Consider the following 21,660-nt stretch of genomic DNA (forward strand, 5'->3'; position numbering starts at 1 on the left):
AGACGAACCTTCGCATCCGTAATCGGGATGTCTGTCAGCCGGGGCAACGTCCAGAAATTACGCTTTTTTTACGCGCCTGATGATTGTCCGCGCTCGATAATTCGCCGACATCCAGACGAGTTTTCACACCTCGGGATTCCCGGTATCCGAGGCGCGCCAAATGAACCTTTTTCCTGCCGCATCGCTGCATCTGCTCTTGGCCCGCAATGCCGGGATGGCGGGAGGCGCCGATGAATGAGTCGCCGCGCATCCTGGTGATCGACGACGAGAAGCAGATCCGCAAGCTGCTGCGCATCAGCCTCGCCAGCCAGTCGTTCACCGTGCTGGAGGCCGCCACGGGCGCCAAGGGCCTGACGCTGGCGGCGATCCAGGCACCGCACCTGGTCATTCTCGACCTCGGCCTGCCGGACATGGACGGCAGCCAGGTGCTGCTCGAGCTGCGCGCCTGGTCGGCGGTGCCGGTGCTGGTGCTGTCGGTGCGCAACAGCCAGGAGGAGAAGGTGCGCCTGCTGGACCTGGGTGCCAACGACTACGTCACCAAGCCCTTCGGCATCCAGGCGTTCATGGCCCGCATCCGTGGGCTGCTGCGCGCCTCGTCGGACGAGTTGGTGCTGCAGCCGGCCATCCGTGCGGGGCAGCTGTACGTCGACCTGTCCCAGCGCCTGGTGACCCTGCGCGGCGTGGCGATCAGCCTGAGCAGGAGGGAGTACGGCGTGCTGGAGATTCTCGCCCGCAATCACGGCCGCGGCGTCACCGCCGAACAGTTGATCCGCCTGGTCTGGGGTGCCAGCCACCTGGGCGACAGCCGCAGCCTGCGCACGGTGGTCGGCCGGCTGCGCCAGAAGTTCGGGGACGACCCGGGTGCCCCGCGAGTGATCCAGACCATCGTGGGCGTCGGTTACCGCTTGATCGATGAGGAGCACTGAGTGGCGAAGGCATCAACAACCAACGGCCCGGCGCCGGCAGCCGGGCGCGTGATCGGCTACGCCCGCCCCAGCCGCGAAGAGACCGATGCGCAGGCGCAGATCCTGGCGCTGCGAGCGGCCGGTTGTGGCCAGCTGGTCGAGGAGAAAGGCCAGCACGTCTGGCGCAACCGGCCGGAGCTGGCGCGCCTGCTTGGCGACATCCAGGCAGGCGACACCCTGATGGTCACCCGGCTCGATCGCCTGGCGCGCAGCACCCGCGACCTGCTGGAGATCGCCGAGCATGTTCACCTCACTGGCGCCCGGCTGGCCAGCCTCGCTGAGCCCTGGGTCAGCGGCGATGCCGGGGGCCAGCCGGTGCTGGCGGTGTTCGCCGGCATCGTCGCCTTCGAACGCTCGCTGATCGTCGAGCGTACCAGCCTCGGCCGCGCAGCCGCCAAGGCGCGCGGCGTGCAATTCGGCGCCAAGCCGTGCCTGTCCGCAGAGCAGATCGTGCTCGCCAAGCAGATGATCGGGCAGGGCAGCTCGGTCAGCGAAGCCGCCAGCACGCTCGGCGTACATCGCTCGACGCTGTACCGGGCGCTGGGGCGGGTGAAGCAGCCCGCGGGCTGAGCGGGCTGCCGCTGTCAAGAAGGGTGCGAGTCGGCCATCTCGGGCGAGGCGACGAGTCGGTCGAGCGCCTGCCGGTCCATCTGGTAGGCCACCCATTTGTCGTCGGGCTTGCCGCCCAGGCGGGCGTAGAAGGCTTGCGCGCGCGCGTTGCCGCGCAGCACATCCCATTTCAGCCGCCCCGCACCCTTGCGCTGCGCCAGCAGGGCGATCCCCTGCATCAGCGCCTGGCCCAGCCCTGCGCGGCGATATCCTTCGCGGACGTACAGTTCCTTGAGCAGCAGGGTGGGGCGCAGATCGAAGGTGAAGGGGATTGCCAGCACCACGGCATAACCGGCCAGGTGGCCCCCGCCGTCGGCCACCAGCACCTCGCACCGGGCATCCGGGCCAAAGGCGCGGCTCAACAATGCCTGCTCATCGACCCTGAAGTCATCGAGGTAGTCCTCGAACCCGGCCAGCTCGCGCATCATCGCGAGCAGCGCGGGTACGTCGCTCTGCTCGGCCGCTCGAACGGCATCGCAGGGGCTCAGCATGCGCAGGAAATGGCGCAGGCGGGCGCCGGTTGCGTACCGCCGTCGCCAACCAGCGCCAAGCCCTCGTCGAGCCAGCCGGTCACCCCGCCGAGCATTTCCTTTACCCCGTAGCCAAGGCCGGCCAGGCGCAGGGCCGCGCGGTGGACGCCATTGCAGTGCGGGCCGGCGCAGTAGACGACGAACAGCGTCGAAGGGTCGAACGCTGCCAGCCGCTCGGCCGTGATGGTTCGCGTGGGGATATTGATGGCGCCCGGAACATGGCCGGCGGCATAGGCCTCGGGGCCACGCACGTCCACCAGCAGGTAGTCGACATCACCGGTTTGCTGGCTGCGGTGGACATCCGAGCAGTCGGTTTCGAAACGCAGCCGATTGCCGAAGTGCGCCTGCGCTTCGGCACGGGAGGCGGCGGGGATTTCGCTGACAAGGCTTGGCATGGTGGTAGCTCCTGGTTGACGGAGCGCCCACTTTAGTTGGCGCCCCTGGCGCGCTACAGTGGCGAAATCGACGTTGACCGGTAGTTTTCCGCCAAATGAACCGCGACCCAGGCCTGGTGGCCGTGCTGGCCTATGACGGCTTGTGCACCTTCGAATTCGGCATCGCCGTGGAGATCTTCGGCCTGCCGCGGCCGGAATTCGATTTCCCCTGGTACCGGCACCGCATCGTCGCCGTGGACCCGGGGCCGATGCGTGCGCTGGGCGGCATTCAGGTAAGCGCCGATGCCGGTCTCGAGGCGCTGCGCGAGGCGCGCACGATCATCGTGCCGGGTTGGCGTGACCGCAACGAGCGGCCGCCGCAGCCACTGATCGATGGGCTGCGCAGCGCCCACGGCAGAGGCGCGCGGCTGCTGTCGATCTGCTCGGGGGTGTTCGTGCTGGCGGCTGCCGGCCTGCTGGATGGCCAGCGCGCCACGACCCATTGGCGCTACACGGATGAACTGACAGCCCGCTTCCCCACGATCGATGTCGACCCGGCGGTGCTCTACGTCGACAGTGGCCAGGTCATCACCTCGGCCGGTAGCGCAGCCGGCATCGATGCCTGCCTGCATCTGGTGGAGCGTGACTTCGGCGCCCATGTCGCCAATAGCGTGGCACGCCGCCTGGTGATGGCCCCGCAACGCTCCGGTGGGCAGGCCCAGTTCATCCCGGCACCGGTTGCCCAGGCGCCCAGGGACGATCTGTCCGCGGTGCTGGAGTGGGCACGCCAGCACCTCGGTGAGCCCCTGACCGTGAGCCAACTGGCGGCCAGGGCCTTGATGAGCGAGCGCACCTTCCTGCGGCGTTTCAGCGAGGCCACCGGCATGACGCCCAAACGCTGGCTGCAGCATGCGCGCATGGCCCAGGCCCGCTCGCTGCTGGAAAGCACGGGCCTGAACAGCGAACAGATCGCCGAGCGCTGTGGGTTCGCCTCGGTGGAAAGCTTTCGCGTGGCATTTCGCAAACTGGTCGGCCTGGCACCGTCGTTTTACCGCGAGCGCTTCGGGCAGCGATAGGCGCAGGTTGGGCGTTGGCTGGCATCCCGCCGCGCTGCCAGCCTTGGCTTTGCCGGTATCGGGAGCTGTCAGGGGGGCGAGATCGTCCGGACGGCATCTGCATAGGCCGGGTTGCTCCAGGCTCAGCCCCGACTATCGAACAGCCGGGCTGCGCTCTTCAGTTGTAGAAGCTTGAAGGCGCAACACCGAACTGCCGTCGGAACGCTGCGGCATAGGCGCTCTGACTGTCGTAACCGTGCTGCAGGGCCACTTGCAGCACGGGCCTGCCTTCGGCCAGGGCTTCCAGGGAGAGCAGCAGGCGTGCCTGTTGGCGCCAGCGGCCGAAGGTGATGCCGGTGCTGCCGAGAAAGCGGCGGTGAAAGGTTTTCGGGCTCATGGCCAATCGACCGGCCCAATGCTCGGCACCCTCGGCCTGCGCCGGGTTCTGGGTCAAGGCCAGGCAGACGCGGGCGATGCGCTCGTCATCCGGCCAGGGCAGGTGAAAGGGCAGCACCGGCAGGCTGCGCAGTTCGTCGAGGAGAAAACGCATCAGGCGGCCGTCCCGGCTGTCCGCACGGTACTGGGGCGGCACCAGGGTGGCGGCCAGGATCAGTTCGCGCAGCAGGGGCGATACATCAATCACGCAGTTGCCCGTGGGCAATCCTTCGATGGCATCCGGGTTGACGAACAGGCTGCGCATGCAGGCCTTGCCGCGGATGCGCAGGGCATGCTCGACGCCTGCCTGTACCCACACGGCACGGGTCGGCGGTATCACCCAGCGGCCCGCCGGCGTTTCAACCACCAGTACCCCGGAAATGGCATAGATCAGCTGTGCACGCGGATGGTGGTGGGCGGGCACCTGATGGCCGCTGGGGTAATCGACAGCGACGCCGGTGACCGGCATCGCCCGGGATTCGTGGGGCAGTTGGCTGTGGTCGACCATGGGCGCGTCCAGGCTAGGCGGCTGACCAGCTTAGCTGTGGTGATGACCATTTGGCGATAACGACGGACCATTTGTCGTGAGTAGCCAGGCTTCTGCCGGCCTATGCTGGGCGCCTGTCTTATCGGATTCGCGCCATGAACCTGCTGCTGCCCCCGCTAACGCTACCAGCCCTGAGCTTCGGCCGGGGTCTGTCGCCGCGTGTGCGGCGCCGACTTGCGATCTCCTCCAGATCCCGGCCTTGAACAGCCCGCCATGGCGGGCAGGGGAGATCGGCACCGCCCGTTCACCCGTTCGAGGTTCACCCCATGTTGCGCAATCCGCAAACCAAGTACCGCGCCTTTCCCCCTGTCGATCTGCCTGATCGTCGCTGGCCTTCCCGGCGTATCGCTCAAGCGCCGGTGTGGCTTTCCACCGACCTGCGTGACGGCAACCAGGCACTGTTCGAGCCGATGAACCGGCAGCGCAAGCTGCAGCTGTTCGGCGAGCTGGTGCGCCTGGGTTTCAAGGAGATCGAGGTGGGCTTTCCGGCCGCCTCGCGTACCGACTTCGCGATCATCCGCCAACTGATCGATGAGGGCGGCATTCCCGATGATGTCACGCCGATGGTCATGACCCAGTTGCGCGAGGATCTGATCGACGAGACCGTGCGCGCCGTGGCTGGCGCGCGGCGGGTGATCGTGCACCTGTACAACGCCATCGCACCGGTGTGGCGGCGCGTGGTGTTCGGCCTTTCGGTGGACGAGGTGGAGCAGTTGGTGGTGCGCCACGTGCAACTGCTCAGGGACAAGGTGGCAGCGCACCCCGAGACCGAGTGGGTACTGCAATACTCCCCGGAAACCTTCTGCATGGCCGAGCTGGAGGTCTCCCTGCGCCTGTGCAACGCCGCCATCCGCACCTGGGATGCCGGCCCCGCTCGGCCGATCATCGTCAACCTGCCGACCACGGTGGAAGTGGCGACGCCGAACGTCTTCGCCGACCAGGTCGAGTGGATACACGAGCGCCTGGAGCGCCGCGCGCATGTGGTGCTCTCGGTGCACCCGCACAACGACCGCGGCACCGGCGTGGCCTGTGCCGAGCAGGCGCTGCTGGCCGGTGCCCAACGGGTCGAAGGCTGCCTGTTCGGCAATGGCGAGCGCAGTGGCAACCTCGACCTGGTTACCCTGGCGTTGAACCTCTACACCCAGGGCATCGACCCGGGCCTGGATTTCTCCGATATCGCCGGTGTGGCGCGGGTCGCCGAGACCTGCACGGGGCTGCCGATCCACCCGCGTCATCCCTATGTCGGCGACCTGGTATTCACCGCTTTCTCCGGCTCGCACCAGGATGCCATCGCCAAGGGTTTCGCCGCGCAGGATCCGAATGGCATCTGGGAGGTGCCGTACCTGCCGATCGACCCGAAGGATCTGGGGCGCACCTACGACAGCATCGTGCGGGTCAACAGCCAGTCGGGCAAAGGCGGTATCGCCTACCTGCTGCAGCGCGACCACGGCGTGTCGATGCCGCGGCGCATGCAGGTGGAATTCAGCGCCATCGTGCAGAAGCGGGCGGACAGCAGCGAAACGGAACTGACCAGCGCCGAGCTCTGGGAGCTGTTCCAGCGCCACTATCTGGCGCCCGCGCGCACGGGTGGCGAACTGGTCTATCTGGGCCACCAGCTGTTCGAGGCCGAGGCCGGTCAGGGCGTGCGGCTGGAGATCGCCCGGCCCGATGGTCGCCGACAGGCGCTGCAGGGCGTGGGTAATGGCCCCATCGACGCCGCCGTGGCTGCGCTCGGCCTGCCGATCCGCGTCGACAGCTACGAGGAACGCAGCCTGGGTGGCGGCGCTGGCGCCCAGGCTCTGGCCATGATCGAAGTGGCGTGGCCGGGTGTGCCTGGCTCGCGCTTCGGTGCCGGCAGCCATGGGAACATCGTCGTCGCCTCGATCCAGGCGTTGCTGGTCGCGGTGGCACGTTTCGACGACGGCGTGGAGCGGTTGGCCGCAGACTGATCGCGTATTGGTTGCCAACAGGCCTCCGACGGTGGCGAGCAATTGGTATCGGGCGTTCCATGCTCCATACTTCGCCATCGTCTTGGAGGTGGAGTTGATCATGCAAAAGCCTGGGGCTGGTACCCGAGCTGCTCAGGCAGACCGTACCCGAACGGCCATTCTCAAGGCGGCGGTCAAGGTGTTCAGCCGCCAGGGTTACGCCGGGGCGCGCACCGAGCAGATCGCCAGCCAGGCGCAGTGCAACGAGCGGATGATCTACTACTACTTCGGCAGCAAGGACGAGCTGTTCGTCAGCGTGCTGGAGCATATCTACGCCCAGTTCAACCGCGCCGAGGCGCGCCAGCGCTTCGACCTGGCGGATCCCCGGCAGGCGATCCGCGATCTGGTGGCCTTCACCTGGAACCATTACCTCAAGCACCCCGAGTTCATCACCATCCTGGGCACGGAAAACCTGTTGCAGGGCGTCCACGCCCGCAAGTCGAGCAACCTGCGGGCGCTATCGGGCACGGCGGTGGGGATGCTCGAACCCATCGTCAGGGCGGGCCAGCAGCAGGGGCTGTTTCGTGAGGACATCGATATCCGCCACGTGTACCTGATGATCGCCTCGCTCTGCTACTTCTATAACTCGAACCTGCACACCCTCAGCTGCTTTCTCGACGATGCGCTGGCCTCGCCGAAGGAGAAGCAGCACTGGCTGGCATTCATCTGCGACCTGGTGCTGCGCGGCCTGGCCCGAGCGGGCGAGGGCGTCTAGGCTGCGTCGTCAGTGGCTGCCCGGGTTGGCGCGCACGTGGGCGACCTTCTCCTGCAGGTTCTTCCAGGCCGGTTGGTCGCCGGCGAAACGCTGGCGCAGGTAGCCGGCCAGGTCCGCCACCTGGCGGTCGCTGAGGTTGTCCTTGAATGCCGGCATGTAGCCCAGATCGGGCGTGGCCGGCTTGTCGATACCATGCAGGATGACGTTCAGCAGGTTGTCCGGGACGGCGCTGTGGACGTTGCTGTTGACCGCCATCGACGGGCTGACGCCGAACAGCTGCGGCCCGTTGCCGTCGCTGTGACAGGCCTGGCAGGCACCCTCGAAGACGCGCTGGCCACGGTTGAGGGAGAGGGGGTCGATGCCCGTGGCGGCGGTCGCTGTGGTGCTCGCCTTGGCGCCGCTATCCAGTGACACCAGATAGTGGGCGATGGCCTCCACATCGCTTTTCGGCAAGGTTGCCAGTTCACTGACCACCGGCCCCATGGGCCCGGCGGCCACACCATGCTGACTGGAGAAGCCGCTGCTCAGGTATTCGCTCAGCTCGGCCTCCGTCCAGGGCACGCCGCTGCTGCTCAGGGCATTCAGGGCCGGCGCCTCCCAGCCATCGACCATGCCACCAGCGAGAAAGGCCTTGCCGGTCTTTTCCGCACCCAGCAGGTTGCGTGGAGAGTGGCAGGCGGCGCAGTGGCCCAAACCGTTGACCAGGTAGGCGCCGCGGTTCCACTGCTCGGTGCGGCTGGGGTCGGCCTGGTATTCGCCACGGCCGAGAAACAGGGCGTTCCAGCCGGCCATCAGCGGGCGGATATTGAACGGAAAGCTCATCTGGTTGGCGGGGGCGGATTGCGTCACCGGCGCCTGGGACATCAGGTAGGCATAGAGCGCCTGCATGTCGGTGTCGCTGATGCTGCGAAACGCGGTGTAAGGGAAGGCCGGGTAGAGGTGGCGGCCGTCGCGGCTGATGCCTTCGCGCATGGCGCGCTCGAAGGCGCCGAACGACCAGGTGCCGATGCCGGTTTCCCGGTCCGGGGTGATATTGGTGCTGTACAGGGTGCCGAACGGCGTCTGCATGGCCAGGCCGCCAGCGTTGGTCGCGCCGTCCGGTGCGGTGTGGCACACCGCGCAATCACCGGCCGCTGCCAGCAAACGGCCGCGCTCCAGGGTCGCCGTGGACCAGGTGCCCGGCGCGGCCGGTGCCACCGGGGCGATTTCGGCGCGCCAGGGCATGGCGGTGGCGAGCAGGCCCAGGGCGGTGCCGAACACGCCGGCCAGGCCGCCAAGCCACCATTTGCTGCGTTTCTTGCCGGTTGTCGTGGGGGGCGCGTCTTCGCCGGGCGCGCCGCCATTGAGGGCGGCGCGCACTCGCTCGGCGGTGATCGGCAGTTCCCGAAAGCGCAGGCCGGTGGCGTCATAGATGGCATTGGCGATGGCCGCGGCGCTGGGCACCGAGGCCGACTCGCCGCTGCCCATGGGCGGCTCGCTCTGGCGCGGCATCATCATCACGTCGATGGCCGGCACTTCCGGGAAGGTGAGGATCGGGTAGGTGCCCCATTCGCTGCTGGCGACCCTGGACTCCTCGAACTGCACCTGCTCCTTGAGCACCCGGCTGGTGGACTGCACCACGTTGCCGTGGATCTGGTGGCGCACGCCGTCGGGGTTGATCATCATGCCGGCGTCGTGGCCGATCACCACCCGCGTTACCGCCACTTCACCGGTGCGCTTGTCCACCGCCACGTCGGCGACCCAGGCGGCCCAGGCCGCGCCGAAGCCGGGGAACTTGCTGTGGATGTAGCGCGCATAGGCGAAGCCGCGACCACGCAACACGTCACCCTCGGCCGGTGTCTGCTGCGGCTGGGTATGGGGTTGCCAGTCGGCGCGCTTGGCCGTGGCTTCGATCAGCTCGCGGGCCCTGGGATCATCCTTCAGATGCTGCAACCGGTACTGCACGGGATCGACGCCGGCAGCAAAGGCCAGCTCGTCGATGTAGGACTCATGGGCGAAGCTGTTGGGCAGCGCCGAGACGCCACGCATCCACGAGGCGCGCACCAGCGGCGCCATGTCGTTGATGGTCACGCGCATGTGCTCGTAGTCGTAGGGCGGTATCGAGGTGCGGTCGCCCATCTCGAACATCATCGGCAGCGGCTCGACCCGGCCGGTCAGCAGCAGAGCCAGGGTCGGCGCGCCGTTGGACGGGTAGCTGGTCTGGAAGTCGTAGGCGCTGATGCTGCCATCGGCGTTCAGGCCGCCGTCCACCTCCATCAGCTGCGCGGTGCCCTTGGGCTCCCACACGTGTTCCTGCTCGCGGGTCAGCTGCACGCGCACCGGCTTGCCCACGGCGCGGGACAGCAGCAGTGCATCGGCGCATACGTCGTCGGCGCAGTTGCGGCCGTAGCAGCCCGAGGCCTCCATGCGGATGATCTCGATGCAGCGCTCGTCGCACTCCAGCAGCCAGGCCAGGTCGGCGCGCAGCAGGTGCGGGTTCTGCGTGCCGGACCACACTCGCGAATGTTGCTCGCCGTAGTCGGCCACGGCGCAGGACGGGCCGATGGAGGCGTGCAGCTGGTAGGGCCACAGGTAGGTGCGGGTCAGGCGTTGGTCGGCGTCCTGCAAGGCCTGCTCGACATCACCCTTGTCCAGCACGGTGCGGGCGATACGCGGGTTGTCGCGAATGGCCTGGGCGACATCACGCATGTCAGGCAGCTTTTGCTGCCAGGGTTTCCACTCGATGCGCAGTTGCTGGGCGGCGCGGATGGCCTGTTCCTCGCGCTCGGCGACCACGCCGACGAAGTCGCGGATCACCACCACGGCGACGATGCCGGGAAGGTCGGCGATGGAGCTTTCATCCACCGCCAGCAGGCTGTTGCCGACGAAATCGCCGCTGTCGTAACCGGCATACGGCGGGCGGATGACGCGGCCGTGCAGCATGCCGGGCAGGCGCATGTCGTGCACGTAGGTGAGCTCGCCGGTGGCCTTGGCGGGGATATCCACCCGGGCCGCGCCCTGGCCGACCAGGCGGTACTCGCTGGCCGCCTTGAGCGGCGCCTCGCCGCTGATTTCCAGGCGAATATGCCCGCCGGTGATCAGCTCACCGAAACCCAGCTGGCGGCCATCGGGATGGGTGAACACGCCGTCCTCGAGGGTCAGCTGTTCGCCTGGTGTCTGCCAGCGTTCGCTGGCCAGCTGCAGCAGGTGACGGCGGGCTTCGGCAGCGGCGTTGCGCAAGGGCACGGCGCTGATCTGGATGGTCGCGCTGGCGATGGTGGCGCCCTGGTTGGGCGCGCGCTCGGTATCGCCCAGCACCATCTCGACCTGATCCAGCTGCAGGTACAGCTCTTCGGCGACGATCTGCGCCAGGGAGGTGCGAATACCGGTGCCCAGATCCACGTGCCCGTTGAAGGCGTACACCTTGCCGGCCCCGGTGATGGCCAGGAACAGCCCCAGCTCCTTGGGCTTGAGCGTGGCGCTCTGGCCCTTGGGCATCGGGCCGGACGGCGGCTGGATGGTATCGACGACCAGCAATACGTCGGGCTGGGCCAGCCATTGCTCGAGGGTCAGTTGCATGGGGTGTCTCCGTGCGGGGCGGCCGGGCGGCCGGCGGCGCGCAGGACGGCGCGCATGATTTCGACGTGGGTGCCGCAGCGGCACAGGTTGGCGGACAGCTCGCGGCGCAGCTGTTCGTCACTGGGGTTGGGGTCGCGCAGCAGCAGGGCCTTGATGGTCATGATCATGCCGTTGAGGCAGTAGCCGCATTGCGCGGCCTGCTCGGTGATGAAGGCCTGCTGCACCGGATCAGGGCACTGGCGACTGCCGAGGCCTTCCAGGGTGGTCACGCTGCGGCCTACGGCGCCGCCGACGGGAAATACGCAGGAGCGGGTGGCGCGGCCATCGACAATCACCGTGCAGGCGCCGCATTCACCCAGGCCGCAGCCGTACTTGGGGCCATTGAGGGCCAGATCATTGCGCAGAATATAGAGCAGTGGGGTCTGCGGTTCAGCGTCGAGCTGCACCGCCTGCCCATTCACCTGCAGGGTCAGGGTCTTTTTCATGGATGCCTTGCTGCCTCGTGTGCCCGATCCCGGCGTTACCGCTCTACTCAGGAAATGGGCTTTTTGTTCGTTAAGTGTTTACTTCATGAAAAGTGTCTTGTGCTACGCAAGGAATGGGCCAGGGAGTGGTTGCGGGTAAATCAGGAGAGGGCGCCAGCTAGCTACCTGCGATTCCCGTAGGAAATCTTGAATGCTATGCCTGCAAGTTGGAGGTAGCCGCGACTGACCGGCGTTTGTGGGAGTGCGCCATGCGCACGAATCGCGGGTATGGACCGGCGTTCCGGTCCGTCCTACGGGCTGCTAGTTGATTGTCACGGTTGCGGGGCGACGGTGCGCCAATTGGTGGGCTGAAGCCCACCCTACCCCCGAAGGTGCGCGGCTATAGGGTGGGGCGGGCGGCGATCCGCTTCAGCCTACCAGAATCGAACGGCCGCTATCGACGCACTGTTTGTCGCAAGTAAACAGCTTGCGGCTTACTCGCCGCTGTCGTTCATCTTGCGCAGCAGGTAGAGGATGGCGATGCGTTCGCCAGGGTTGAGGCTGCCCATGGTCAGTTCGCTGATCTGCTGGGCGCAGGGGATCATGGCGGCGAGCAGCGCGCTGCCGGCGCTGGTGAGTTCGACGATGACCTTGCGCTTGTCGCTGGGGTCCGGCGACAGGGCGACCAGGTCGCGGGCCTTGAGGCGATCGACGATACCGCGAATGGTGGCCTGGTCCACCGCCGTGGCCTTGATCAGCTCGGCTTGCGAGCTGGGGCCATGGTCGCGCAGGGCGCACAGGGTGACGAACTGGATGGAGGTGAGCTGGGCGTCGCAGGCGTTCTGCTGGAAGATCGCGGTATGGCGCTGGTAGGCCTTGCGCAGCAAGTGACCGATCTGTTCGGTGACCTGATAGGTAGTGGCGGACGAATCGTCGATCGACATGGGGGAAATTTCGCTTACTGGCGCAGGGCGCCGAGTATAACCGCGCAAGCCGGCAAGGTGTGCGCCTCGCTGGCTTGCCGGTAATGGAGGATCGGCAGCTGGCGCGTTGTCAGCTGGCCTTGGATTCCTCTGGGTAGACCACGTCGCCGGCCAGCACCACGGCCCTGTCATCGAGGTAGATATCGCAGCCGCGCAGCGGGATATCCAGGTGGCACGGCGTCTTGCGGGTACCGCCGACCTCGGTGTTCGGGCCGGTGGAGAACAGGAAGTTGCCGTAGAAGGCGCGGGCGTCCATGCACATGCCGTCGTTGCGGTCGTGCAGGCCCATGGCGGTCCACTGGGCGCGTGGCTGCAGGCCCCAGCCGATGTGGGAAATGCCGTAGACCTCGGGGTCCTTGAAGTACTTCAGGTAATCGCGCAGGTACTCGGCTTCGAAGCCGCCGTGGATGCCGGTGATAAAGCCCTTGTCGATCTCCAGGGTGATGCGCTCGCGGCAGTAGTTCTTGAACGGCAGCACGATATCGCCGACATCCAGCACCAGGGTGCCCTGGGCGGTTTCCTCGTTGGGCCAGCTGAACAGAAAGCCGCTGGGCCAGTGATCCCAGCGCCCCGGCTCGTCGGCGAAACCGTATTCGGTCACCGCCGGGTACTGCCCCAGCTCGGCATGGAAATCGCTGCCCGCTGCCGAGCGCACATGCAGGCTGCGCGCCTGCTTGAGCAGCGCCTCGCTGGCCAGCACGCGGCGCTTGTCGTCTTCGGTCGGCAGCATGCGCGCCAGCACTTCGGGCGGTTCCACGGCCAGCAGGATGCGGGTGCCGGTCTTGAGGATCTGCTCCTGCTCGGGCGAGTGCAGCAGCATCATGGTGTCGACCACCAGGTCGGCGGCCTCCAGCGCACGTTGCGCCGCCAGGTTGCCGGTCAGGGCGGTGTCGCCGCAGTAGGCGGTCATGTCATTGCCCATGGCCCGCGGGTGATTGAAGGACGGCAGCTCCACGGCATACACCTTGGCTTTCAGGCGCTGCGCGGCATCCATCGCCGCACGCACGGTGCGCGGGTTCGAGTAATGGCTCTTGAGAATGGCCACGCTCTGGGTCTCGTCGACCCGCGAGAGGGTCAGCACCTGTTCGAACATCTGGGTCAGTTCACTATCGCTTACCGGCATGGCAGGTCTCCTGATTGCGTTGCTCGCTGTGTGCACCATCGTGGATCGGGCTGCTGAGTGTTGGTGCATTTTTATAGAGTGTTCACTCTATTTGTTTTCAATAGAACCTCATGCGCAAGCGCTTGGCAATCTTTCTCTCGAACGTTACCAATCTACACAAATGCCGTTTTATTGGGGTTTTATCGGCTTTTTAGTTCTTTTATGCAATTTAAAAAAATACTTTCAGAACCCTCTTCCCATTCGAAAAATATAGTGCATACACTGTAATTGTCTTGCGGGCACCGTCCCGCTCAGTAGCCAAGAAGAGGAGAGATGCCCATGGGCGCTCAGCAGAAAATCGCCATCGTCGGTGCCGGTCTCGGCGGTGCGGCCGCCGCCACCTTGCTGCAGCAGGCTGGCTTCGACGTGACCGTCTACGAGCAGTCGCCGGAGTTCTCACGCCTGGGTGCCGGTATCCATGTCGGCCCGAACGTGATGAAGATCTTCCGCCGCATGGGGCTGGAGCAGCCGCTGGAGCAGATGGGCTCGCACCCGGATTTCTGGCACAGCCGCGATGGCATCAGCGGCGACTACCTGTCGCGCATTCCCCTGGGTGAATTCGCCCGTCGCGAGTACGGCGCGGCCTACGTCACCGTGCACCGTGGCGACATGCACGACCTGCAGATCAACAGCATCGCGCCGGGCACGCTGCAGTTCGGCAAGAAGCTGGAGACCATCGTCGACGAGGGCGACCAGGTGCGCCTGACCTTTACCGACGGCAGCCAGGCCACGGCCGATATCGTGATCGGTGCCGACGGCATTCACTCGAAGATCCGCGAAGAACTATTGGGCGTCGAAGCACCGATCTACAGCGGCTGGGTCGCGCACCGGGCGCTGATTCGCGGCGAGAACCTGGTACGCCATGCCGACGTGTTCGAACCCTGCGTGAAGTGGTGGACCGATGACCGCCACATGATGGTCTACCACACCACCGCCAGGCGCGATGAGTACTACTTCGTCACCGGCGTGCCCCACGAGGCCTGGGACTTCCAGGGCAACTACGTGGACAGCAGCCAGGAGGAGATGCTGGCGGCGTTCGAGGGCTATCACCCGACGGTGCAGAAGCTGATCCGCTCCACCGAAGACATCACCAAGTGGCCGCTGCGCAACCGCAACCCCTTGCCGCTGTGGAGCCGTGGCCGGCTGGTGCTGCTGGGCGACGCCTGCCACCCGATGAAGCCGCACATGGCCCAGGGCGCCGGCATGGCCATCGAGGACGCGGCTATGCTCACCCGCTGCCTGCAGGAAACCGGGCTGACGGACTACCGCACCGCGTTCGAACTCTACGAGGTCAACCGCAAGGAGCGCGCGTCACGGGTACAGGCGGTATCCAACGCCAACACCTTCCTGCGTACCCAGGAAGACCCGGCCTGGGTCTACGGTTATGACGTCTATGCCCAGCCGCTGAAAAGCGGGGTCGCGGCATGAGCACCCTGATCGGCGGCGGCAACGTGCAGGCCAACGGCATCCGCCAGCACTACCTGCGCTACGGCGGCAAGGGGCCGGTGCTGCTGCTGGTGCCCGGCATCACCAGCCCGGCGATCACCTGGGGCTTCGTCGGCGAGGTGCTGGGTCGCCAGTTCGATACCTACATCCTCGATGTGCGCGGCCGTGGCCTGTCGTCCACCGGGCCGCAGCTGGCCTACGACACCGACACCTGCGCGGCGGACATCATCGCCTTCGCCGCTGCCCTGGGCTTCGAGCGCTACAGCCTGCTCGGCCACTCGATGGGCGCACGCTTCGCCATTCGCGCCGCGGCGATGGGCGCCGACGGCCTGGAGCGCCTGGTGCTGATCGACCCACCGGTGTCCGGCCCGGGCCGCCGCGCTTACCCGAGCAAGCTGCCCTGGTACGTCGACTCCATCCGCCAGGCGGAGCAGGGCATGGATGCCGAGGCGATGAAGGCCTTCTGCCCGAGCTGGACCCCCGAGCAGCTGCAGTTGCGCGCCGAATGGCTGCACACCTGCTACGAGCCGGCCATCGTGCAGGCCTTCGAGGAGTTTCACAGCGTGGATATCCACCAGTACCTGCCGGCCGTGCAGCAGCCAGCGCTGCTGATGGTGGCCGGGCGCGGCGGGGTGATCGAGGCGGTCGACGAGGCCGAGCTGCGCGCGCTCAAGCCGGACCTGCAGATCGCCCGCGTCAGCGATGCCGGGCACATGATTCCCTGGGACGACCTGGGCGGGTTCTTTGCCGCCTTCGGCGATTTCCTCGGCCAACCCATTCACCACGAGGTGCTGCCATGAACAGGCTCTATCGCATCGGCCAGATCGTGCCGAGCTCCAACACCACCATGGAAACCGAGATCCCGGCGATGCTCACCGCGCGCCAGGCCATCCGCCCGGAGCGCTTCACCTTTCACTCGGCGCGCATGCGCATGAAGCAGGTGAAGAAGGAAGAGCTGGCGGCCATGGATGCCGAGTCCGATCGCTGCGCGCTGGAGCTGTCCGACGCCAAGGTCGACGTGCTCGGCTATGCCTGCCTGGTGGCGATCATGGCCATGGGCCTGGGCTACCATCGCCAGTCCGAAAAACGCCTGCGCCAGGTGACCGCCGACAACGACGCCAACTCGCCGGTGATCACCAGTGCCGGTGCCCTGGTCGAGGCGCTCAAGGTGATGAAGGCCAAGCGCATCGCCATCGTCGCGCCCTACATGAAGCCGCTCACCGAGCTGGTGGTCGACTACATCCGCGAAGAAGGCTTCGAGGTGGTCGACTGGCGGGCCCTGGAAATACCCGACAACCTGCAGGTGGCGCGCCACGACCCGGCCAACCTGCCGGATATCGTCGCCGGCATGAACCTGGAGGGCGTCGATGTGGTGGTGCTGTCGGCCTGCGTGCAGATGCAGTCGCTGCCAGCGGTGGCCAAGGTCGAGGCACTGACCGGCAAGCCGGTGGTCACGGCGGCCATCGCCACCACCTACTGCATGCTCAAGGCCCTGGACCTGGAGCCGATCGTGCCCGGCGCCGGCGCGCTGTTGTCCGGCGCCTACTGAGGGGATCGCCATGAGCGGGCAGAGCCTTAGCGACAACTATCAGGGCGTGTGGGGGCAGCGCATCGGCTTCGGCGCGCGGCCGGCATTGCTGATGATCGACTTCATGCAGGGCTACACCACGCCGGGCGCGCCGCTGTACGCGCCAGGCGTGGTCAGCGCGGTGGAGCAGTCGGTGGCCTTGCTGGAGGCAGCGCGCCGGCTGGGTATCACCCTGGTGCACAGCAATATCCGCTACCAGGCCGCCGATTGTGCCGACGGCGGCATGTGGGTGCGCAAGGCGCCGGTGATGAAGGACATGGTCGAGGGCAACCCGCTGGCCGATTTCTGCGCAGCGGTCGCACCGCTGCCGGGAGAGCAGGTGGTGACCAAGCAGTACGCCAGTGTATTTTTCGGCACCAGCCTGGCTGCACAGTTGCATGCCCAGGGTATCGACACCCTGATCCTGGCGGGCTGCTCGACCAGCGGCTGCATTCGCACCAGTGCGGTGGATGGGGTGCAGCATGGTTTTCGCACCATGGTCGTGCGCGAGTGCGTCGGTGATCGCCACCAGGCGCCCCACGAGGCCAACCTGTTCGACATCGACAGCAAGTACGGCGATGTCGTGAGCCTGCAGGAAACCCTGAGCTATCTGCAGGAGGTCACCCGCTGATTCACCCATAAGGAGCTGGCGGTACGCTGCCTGCTCCACTGGTCGCCCCTCGGAGGGCGATCGCCATGCATGCATGGCACTGACGCTGCCTTGGGAAGTCGCCGTTGCGACGCTCAACGCGTCGACGACTGCTGGCTTCAACAAAAATCACAAGTCACCGCCAGGAGACAACGCAATGCCTTACGTACCCGCTACCAGCACCGCCATGGGCAGTGCTGCCGACAGCTCGAGGGAGCTGTACCGCAAAGTGACTTGGAAGCTCATCCCCTTCCTGTGCTTCTGCTACCTCGCCGCCTATCTGGATCGCATCAACGTCGGCTTCGCCAAGCTGCAGATGCTCAGCGACCTGCAGTTCAGCGAGGCGGCCTACGGCCTCGGTGCCGGGCTGTTCTTCGTCGGCTACATCCTCTTCGAGGTGCCCAGCAACCTGGTGCTGCAGAAGGTCGGCGCCAAGGTGTGGATCGCCCGCATCATGATCACCTGGGGGCTGTTGTCGGCCTGCACCATGTTCGTGACCACCACCACGCAGTTCTACATCATCCGCTTCCTGCTCGGCGCCGCCGAAGCCGGCTTCCTGCCGGGCGTGCTGTACTACCTGACCACCTGGTACCCGACCTACCGACGCGGGCGCATCATCGCGCTGTTCATGATCGGCCTGCCGCTGTCCAGCGTGATCGGCGGGCCCCTTTCCGGCTGGATCATGAACCACTTCGACCAGGTCAATGGCCTGCGCGGCTGGCAGTGGCTGTTCCTGCTCGAGGCGATCCCCAGCGTGCTGCTCGGCATCCTCACCTTCTGGGCCTTGCCCAATCACTTCAATCAGGCGAAGTGGCTGAGTGCCGAGGAAAAGGCGCAGCTGGCCAGTGACCTGGCGGCCGACGACGCGGAAGGCAAGGACAGCAAGCACAGCTTTCGCGACGGCTTCTTCAACCTCAAGGTGTGGATGCTCGGCGGTATCGACTTCTCCATCCTGCTCAGCGCCTACGCCATGGGCTTCTGGATGCCGACCTTCATCCGCAACACCGGGGTGACCGACACCTTTCACATCGGCCTGCTGACCGCCATTCCCAGCCTGGCGGCCCTGGCCGGCATGCTGCTGATCGGCGCCAGCTCGGACCGTCACCGTGAGCGGCGCTGGCACATCATCGTGCCCTTCATCGTCGGTGCCGCGGCCATGGCCAGCAGCACGCTGTTCAGCCACAACTTGGTGATGACCGTGACGCTGTTCGCCATCGCCTCGGCGGCGATCATTGGCGCCGTGCCGGTGTTCTTCAGCCTGCCGGCGACCTTTCTCAAGGGCACGGCCGCAGCGACCGGCTTCGCCCTGGCCTGCTCGCTGGCCAATATCGCCGGGCTGGTGAGCAACTCGCTGATGGGCCTGGTCACCGACCTGACCGGCACCAGCCACGCGGCGCTGTGGTTCTTCGCCGGTTGCCTGATCCTAAGCTGCCTGTTGGTCATCGCCCTGCCGGCCAAGCTGGTCAACCGCTAGCCGGAGCGGCTTCCTGGCACTGCCGGGGCGTGACTCCTCACGCTCCGGCCCTTTACAGCTCTCATCCTTTGGTTTGCCACGTTGATTGGTGGCAGGGCGCGTTCGTGCCCGTGTTATGGGGAATCGACATGATCTATCTGCGTCGTGTGTTCGGCAGCTGCCTGGCGGCTGGTTTGAGTGTTTCCGCCCAGGCCGAAGAGGGCGGCTTCATCGAGGGGGCTCACGCCGACCTGCAACTGCGTAATTACTTCTTCAGCCGCGACTACTCCGGCATCGTGGGCAGCAACCCGCAGTCCCGCACCCAGGAGTGGGCACAAGGCTTCATCTTCGATTTTCGCTCCGGCTACACCCAGGGCCCGCTGGGCTTCGGGGTCGATGTGCTGGGCCTGTATGGCATCAAGCTCGACAGCGGCCGTGGCCGGACCAGCAGCGGCCTGCTGCCGGTACACGATGGCCGCGCCGCCGATGAGTACGGGCGCCTGGGCGCGGCGCTCAAGGTCAAGCTGTCAGAGACCGAGCTGAAGGTCGGCGAGTTGCGGCCCCATCTGCCAGTGCTGGTGCACAGCGATCTGCGCCTGCTGCCGCCGACCTATCAGGGCGCCGCCCTGGTTTCCAACGAGATTCAGGGGCTGACCCTGCAGGCCGGGCAGATGCGTTCCACCAGCCTGCGCGACTCCACCGACCGCCAGGAGCTGTACGGGTTGATCAACGACCCCATCAACCCGGCGCGTATCGCCCGTTTCACCAGCGACCGTTTCAACTACCTGGGTGCCGATTACGCCTTCAATGCCAAGCGCACCAGCGTCGGTATCTGGCAGGCCCAGCTGGAGGATATCTACGCCCAGCGCTTCTACAGCCTCAAGCACGCCGAGCCGCTGGGCGACTGGACCCTGGGCGCCAACCTCGGCTACTTCGACACCCGCGACGAGGGGCGCAGCATCGCCGGCAAGCTGGATAACCAGTCGACCTATGCCTTGCTGTCGGCCAAACATGGCGGGCATACCTTCTACCTGGGCCACCAGCGTATCGACGGCGATGACGGTTTCATCCAGGTGGGCGCCAATACCAATCCCATGGGCAATACCTTGCCCACCTACGAGTTTTCCGCGCCCGGCGAACGCTCCTGGCAGGTCCGTCACGACTACGACTTCGCCGCGCTCGGCATCCCCGGCCTGACCAGTACCCTGCGCTACGTGAAGGGTGACAGTGTGGAGACGGGAAGGGGGTTCGAGGGCAAGGACTGGGAGCGCGACCTGGACCTGGCGTACGTGGTGCAAAGTGGTGTGCTCAAGGGCGTGGGCCTGCGTTGGCGCAACGTCACCGCGCGCTCCAACTACCGCACCGACATCGACGAGAACCGGCTGATCGTCAGCTACACGCTGAGTCTTTTCTAGCCGCTCGAGCTGGCAGGAACGGCCGTTCGGCAGACCCGCAGCGGCCGGTCGCCATCACGGCCAATGCGCCGCTGCCGGTGCAGCCGTTGGTTCGGCGCTGGCCGGCGCCTGGCTCGGTGCCAGGCGCCCTTGGCCAGGCAACGCCAGGATCAGCAGCGCCTCGGCAGCCACGCCACCGGGCTGCGCCCGTTCACAGGCGGGCGACGTCGCCGTCCTGAGCGATCTCGGTCTCCTGCGCCCGTTCTTCCTGCCGCTGATCCGCGGCTTTCGGCGCGAAGCGCAGGATCAGGCACGCCACGATGGCCGAAAGCAGCGAGCCGAGCATGATGCCGATCTTCGACTCCTCGACGAACGCCGGATAGCCCGGAAAGGCCAGGCCGCTGATGAACAGGCTCATGGTGAAGCCGATGCCGCAGAGCATCGATATCGCATAGATCTGCAGCCAGGTGCAGCCGCGAGGTTTCGCCGCCAGCCCGGATTTCACCGCCAGCACTACACCGCCGAAAACCCCGAGCTGCTTGCCGAGGAACAGGCCGGCGGCGATGCCCAGCGGCAGGGGGGCCAGCACGTCCGCCAGCGACAGGCCAGCGAAGGACACCCCGGCATTGGCGAAGCCGAAGGCCGGTACGATCAGCAACCCTACCCAGGGCGCGATCCCATGTTCCAGGCGGTGCAGGGGCGACTCGGCCGCATCCGGCTGGCCAGGCGTCGGAACGTAGGGGATCAGAAAGGCGCCCACGACACCGGCGATGGTGGCATGCACACCGGAAAGCAGGGTCACGTACCACAGCAGGACCAGGCCGATCAGGTAGGGCCAGAGCACCATCACGCGCCTGCGGTTGAGCACCAGCAGGACGGCGATGATCAGGGCAGCGGCAAGCAGTGCACCGAGCTTGATCGACGAGGTATAGAAGATCGCGATGATGGCCACGGCGCCCATGTCGTCGATGATCGCCACGGAGACCAGCATCAGCTTGAGCGACAGCGGCGCGTGTCGGCCCAGCAGGGCCAGGGCGCCAACGGCAAACGCGATATCGGTGGCGGCCGGAATGGCCCAGCCGTTGGTCAGCAGCGGATCACCGCGGGTGATCGCCAGGTAGATCAGTGCCGGCACCGCCATGCCCATCAAGGCGGGCAGGGCAGGCAAGCGGCGCTGCTCCCAGGACGAGAGCCGACCGTCCACCAGCTCACGCTTGATCTCCAGGCCGACCAGCAGAAAGAAGATCGCCATGAGGCCGTCGTTGATCCACAGGTGCAGCGTCATGGGCCCCAGCTTCTCGCTGAGTGCCGGGCCGGTTTCGGCATGCAGCAGGTGAAAGTACGCGCTTGCCAACGGGCTGTTGGCGACCATCACGGCAGCGGCGGCGGCGATCATCAGCAGCACGCCACCGGCGGCCTCGCTGGCGAGAAAACGCTTGAGCGCTGACGGCCCTGGGATTGATGACGATTGGGTCATGCAGGGTTCTCCTTTGACGAACGAAAGCGGGCGCCGTGCGGCCGTGAGCAGGCGGCATCGGCTGGACGACGGACACAGCGAAGCACCGGCCAGCTGCAGTGCTGCCAGGTGCGCAAGATGAGGGAGAGCAGGTTGGCGGGGTGTGCCCGGAGAGGCTTCTCGGAAGCGGGGCATTGCCAAGGAAAACGGGACTGCTGCATGGTCTGGAAGCCTTACGGAAAACGACGGGTCGTTCTCCGTATACGGGGCAGGCCCCGGGCGCACGCAGCACACGCCTTTGGAGTGGGAT

At 66.3% G+C, this 21,660-nt stretch carries 19 protein-coding genes; 11 read left to right on the plus strand and 8 right to left on the minus strand.

Going from position 1 to position 21,660, the window contains the following annotated elements:
- Window positions 1-230: 230 nt before the first annotated feature.
- Together K8U54_RS17310 and K8U54_RS17315 are read left to right on the plus strand one after the other, a co-directional pair.
- Window positions 231-926: a response regulator transcription factor gene (locus K8U54_RS17310; protein ID WP_249906978.1), complete on the plus strand. Its 696-nt coding sequence runs from the start codon at window positions 231-233 to the stop codon at window positions 924-926.
- Window positions 927-1,535 carry a recombinase family protein gene (locus K8U54_RS17315; RefSeq protein WP_249906979.1) on the plus strand — a complete coding sequence of 203 codons (609 nt, stop codon included), beginning with the start codon at window positions 927-929 and terminating at the stop codon, window positions 1,533-1,535. It abuts the gene before it with no gap.
- A gap of 14 nt (window positions 1,536-1,549) precedes the next feature.
- Here K8U54_RS17315 and K8U54_RS17320 read toward each other — a convergent pair whose 3' ends face one another.
- Complete coding sequence (locus tag K8U54_RS17320) at window positions 1,550-2,065, minus strand: GNAT family N-acetyltransferase (RefSeq protein WP_249906980.1); 516 nt, start codon at window positions 2,063-2,065, stop codon at window positions 1,550-1,552.
- Window positions 2,059-2,499 carry a rhodanese-like domain-containing protein gene (locus K8U54_RS17325; protein WP_249906981.1) on the minus strand — a complete coding sequence of 147 codons (441 nt, stop codon included), beginning with the start codon at window positions 2,497-2,499 and terminating at the stop codon, window positions 2,059-2,061. Before K8U54_RS17325 ends, K8U54_RS17320 begins: the two co-directional genes overlap by 7 nt.
- Window positions 2,500-2,594: 95 nt before the next feature.
- On the opposite strand from K8U54_RS17325, the gene ftrA reads away from it, so the two are divergent.
- Window positions 2,595-3,554 carry a transcriptional regulator FtrA gene (gene ftrA, locus K8U54_RS17330; RefSeq protein ID WP_249906982.1) on the plus strand — a complete coding sequence of 320 codons (960 nt, stop codon included), beginning with the start codon at window positions 2,595-2,597 and terminating at the stop codon, window positions 3,552-3,554.
- A 157-nt stretch (window positions 3,555-3,711) separates the two neighbouring features.
- Here the strand turns inward: ftrA and K8U54_RS17335 are convergent, their stop codons facing one another.
- Entirely contained in the window at window positions 3,712-4,476 is a 765-nt protein-coding gene (locus tag K8U54_RS17335) for an AraC family transcriptional regulator (RefSeq protein WP_249906983.1), read from the minus strand.
- Window positions 4,477-4,781: 305 nt separating this feature from the next.
- Between K8U54_RS17335 and K8U54_RS17340 the strand changes: the two genes are divergently transcribed.
- Both K8U54_RS17340 and K8U54_RS17345 read left to right on the plus strand, forming a co-directional pair.
- Entirely contained in the window at window positions 4,782-6,464 is a 1,683-nt protein-coding gene (locus tag K8U54_RS17340; protein ID WP_249906984.1) for a 2-isopropylmalate synthase, read from the plus strand.
- Between the two features lie 100 nt (window positions 6,465-6,564).
- Window positions 6,565-7,218, plus strand: coding sequence for a TetR family transcriptional regulator (locus K8U54_RS17345; RefSeq protein WP_249906985.1), 654 nt, complete (start codon window positions 6,565-6,567; stop codon window positions 7,216-7,218).
- Between the two features lie 9 nt (window positions 7,219-7,227).
- Here K8U54_RS17345 and K8U54_RS17350 read toward each other — a convergent pair whose 3' ends face one another.
- The 4 genes from K8U54_RS17350 to K8U54_RS17365 all read right to left on the minus strand — a co-directional run bounded on the left by K8U54_RS17350 (window position 7,228) and on the right by K8U54_RS17365 (window position 13,346).
- A complete protein-coding gene (locus K8U54_RS17350; protein ID WP_249906986.1) occupies window positions 7,228-10,776 on the minus strand; it encodes a molybdopterin cofactor-binding domain-containing protein in 3,549 nt (1,182 codons plus the stop codon).
- Complete coding sequence (locus K8U54_RS17355) at window positions 10,767-11,261, minus strand: (2Fe-2S)-binding protein (protein ID WP_249906987.1); 495 nt, start codon at window positions 11,259-11,261, stop codon at window positions 10,767-10,769. Before K8U54_RS17355 ends, K8U54_RS17350 begins: the two co-directional genes overlap by 10 nt.
- A 473-nt stretch (window positions 11,262-11,734) precedes the next feature.
- On the minus strand, window positions 11,735-12,184 hold the full coding sequence (locus K8U54_RS17360; protein WP_249906988.1) for a MarR family winged helix-turn-helix transcriptional regulator: 450 nt from the start codon (window positions 12,182-12,184) through the stop codon (window positions 11,735-11,737).
- 109 nt (window positions 12,185-12,293) lie between these two features.
- Window positions 12,294-13,346, minus strand: a complete 1,053-nt coding sequence (locus K8U54_RS17365) for a 2,5-dihydroxypyridine 5,6-dioxygenase (protein WP_249906989.1) — start codon at window positions 13,344-13,346, stop codon at window positions 12,294-12,296.
- Between the two features lie 318 nt (window positions 13,347-13,664).
- On the opposite strand from K8U54_RS17365, the gene K8U54_RS17370 reads away from it, so the two are divergent.
- From K8U54_RS17370 to K8U54_RS17395, 6 genes are all read left to right on the plus strand, one after another.
- Entirely contained in the window at window positions 13,665-14,813 is a 1,149-nt protein-coding gene (locus K8U54_RS17370) for an FAD-dependent monooxygenase (RefSeq protein ID WP_249906990.1), read from the plus strand.
- Window positions 14,810-15,631 (plus strand): alpha/beta fold hydrolase, encoded by an 822-nt coding sequence (locus K8U54_RS17375; RefSeq protein WP_249906991.1) that lies wholly within the window; start codon window positions 14,810-14,812, stop codon window positions 15,629-15,631. The genes K8U54_RS17370 and K8U54_RS17375 overlap by 4 nt, the downstream gene beginning before the upstream one ends.
- Window positions 15,628-16,380: a maleate cis-trans isomerase family protein gene (locus K8U54_RS17380; RefSeq protein ID WP_147177233.1), complete on the plus strand. Its 753-nt coding sequence runs from the start codon at window positions 15,628-15,630 to the stop codon at window positions 16,378-16,380. Before K8U54_RS17375 ends, K8U54_RS17380 begins: the two co-directional genes overlap by 4 nt.
- A 10-nt stretch (window positions 16,381-16,390) precedes the next feature.
- Complete coding sequence (locus tag K8U54_RS17385) at window positions 16,391-17,029, plus strand: N-carbamoylsarcosine amidohydrolase (protein WP_249906992.1); 639 nt, start codon at window positions 16,391-16,393, stop codon at window positions 17,027-17,029.
- Window positions 17,030-17,204: 175 nt separating this feature from the next.
- Window positions 17,205-18,521 carry an MFS transporter gene (locus tag K8U54_RS17390; RefSeq protein ID WP_070885652.1) on the plus strand — a complete coding sequence of 439 codons (1,317 nt, stop codon included), beginning with the start codon at window positions 17,205-17,207 and terminating at the stop codon, window positions 18,519-18,521.
- Window positions 18,522-18,649: 128 nt separating this feature from the next.
- A complete protein-coding gene (locus K8U54_RS17395; protein ID WP_249906993.1) occupies window positions 18,650-19,915 on the plus strand; it encodes an OprD family porin in 1,266 nt (421 codons plus the stop codon).
- A 190-nt stretch (window positions 19,916-20,105) separates the two neighbouring features.
- Here the strand turns inward: K8U54_RS17395 and nhaA are convergent, their stop codons facing one another.
- Window positions 20,106-21,371, minus strand: a complete 1,266-nt coding sequence (gene nhaA, locus K8U54_RS17400) for a Na+/H+ antiporter NhaA (RefSeq protein WP_249906994.1) — start codon at window positions 21,369-21,371, stop codon at window positions 20,106-20,108.
- Window positions 21,372-21,660 lie beyond the last annotated feature (289 nt).

This window comes from Pseudomonas fulva, assembly GCF_023517795.1.
In the GTDB taxonomy this organism is placed as follows: domain Bacteria; phylum Pseudomonadota; class Gammaproteobacteria; order Pseudomonadales; family Pseudomonadaceae; genus Aquipseudomonas; species Aquipseudomonas fulva_D.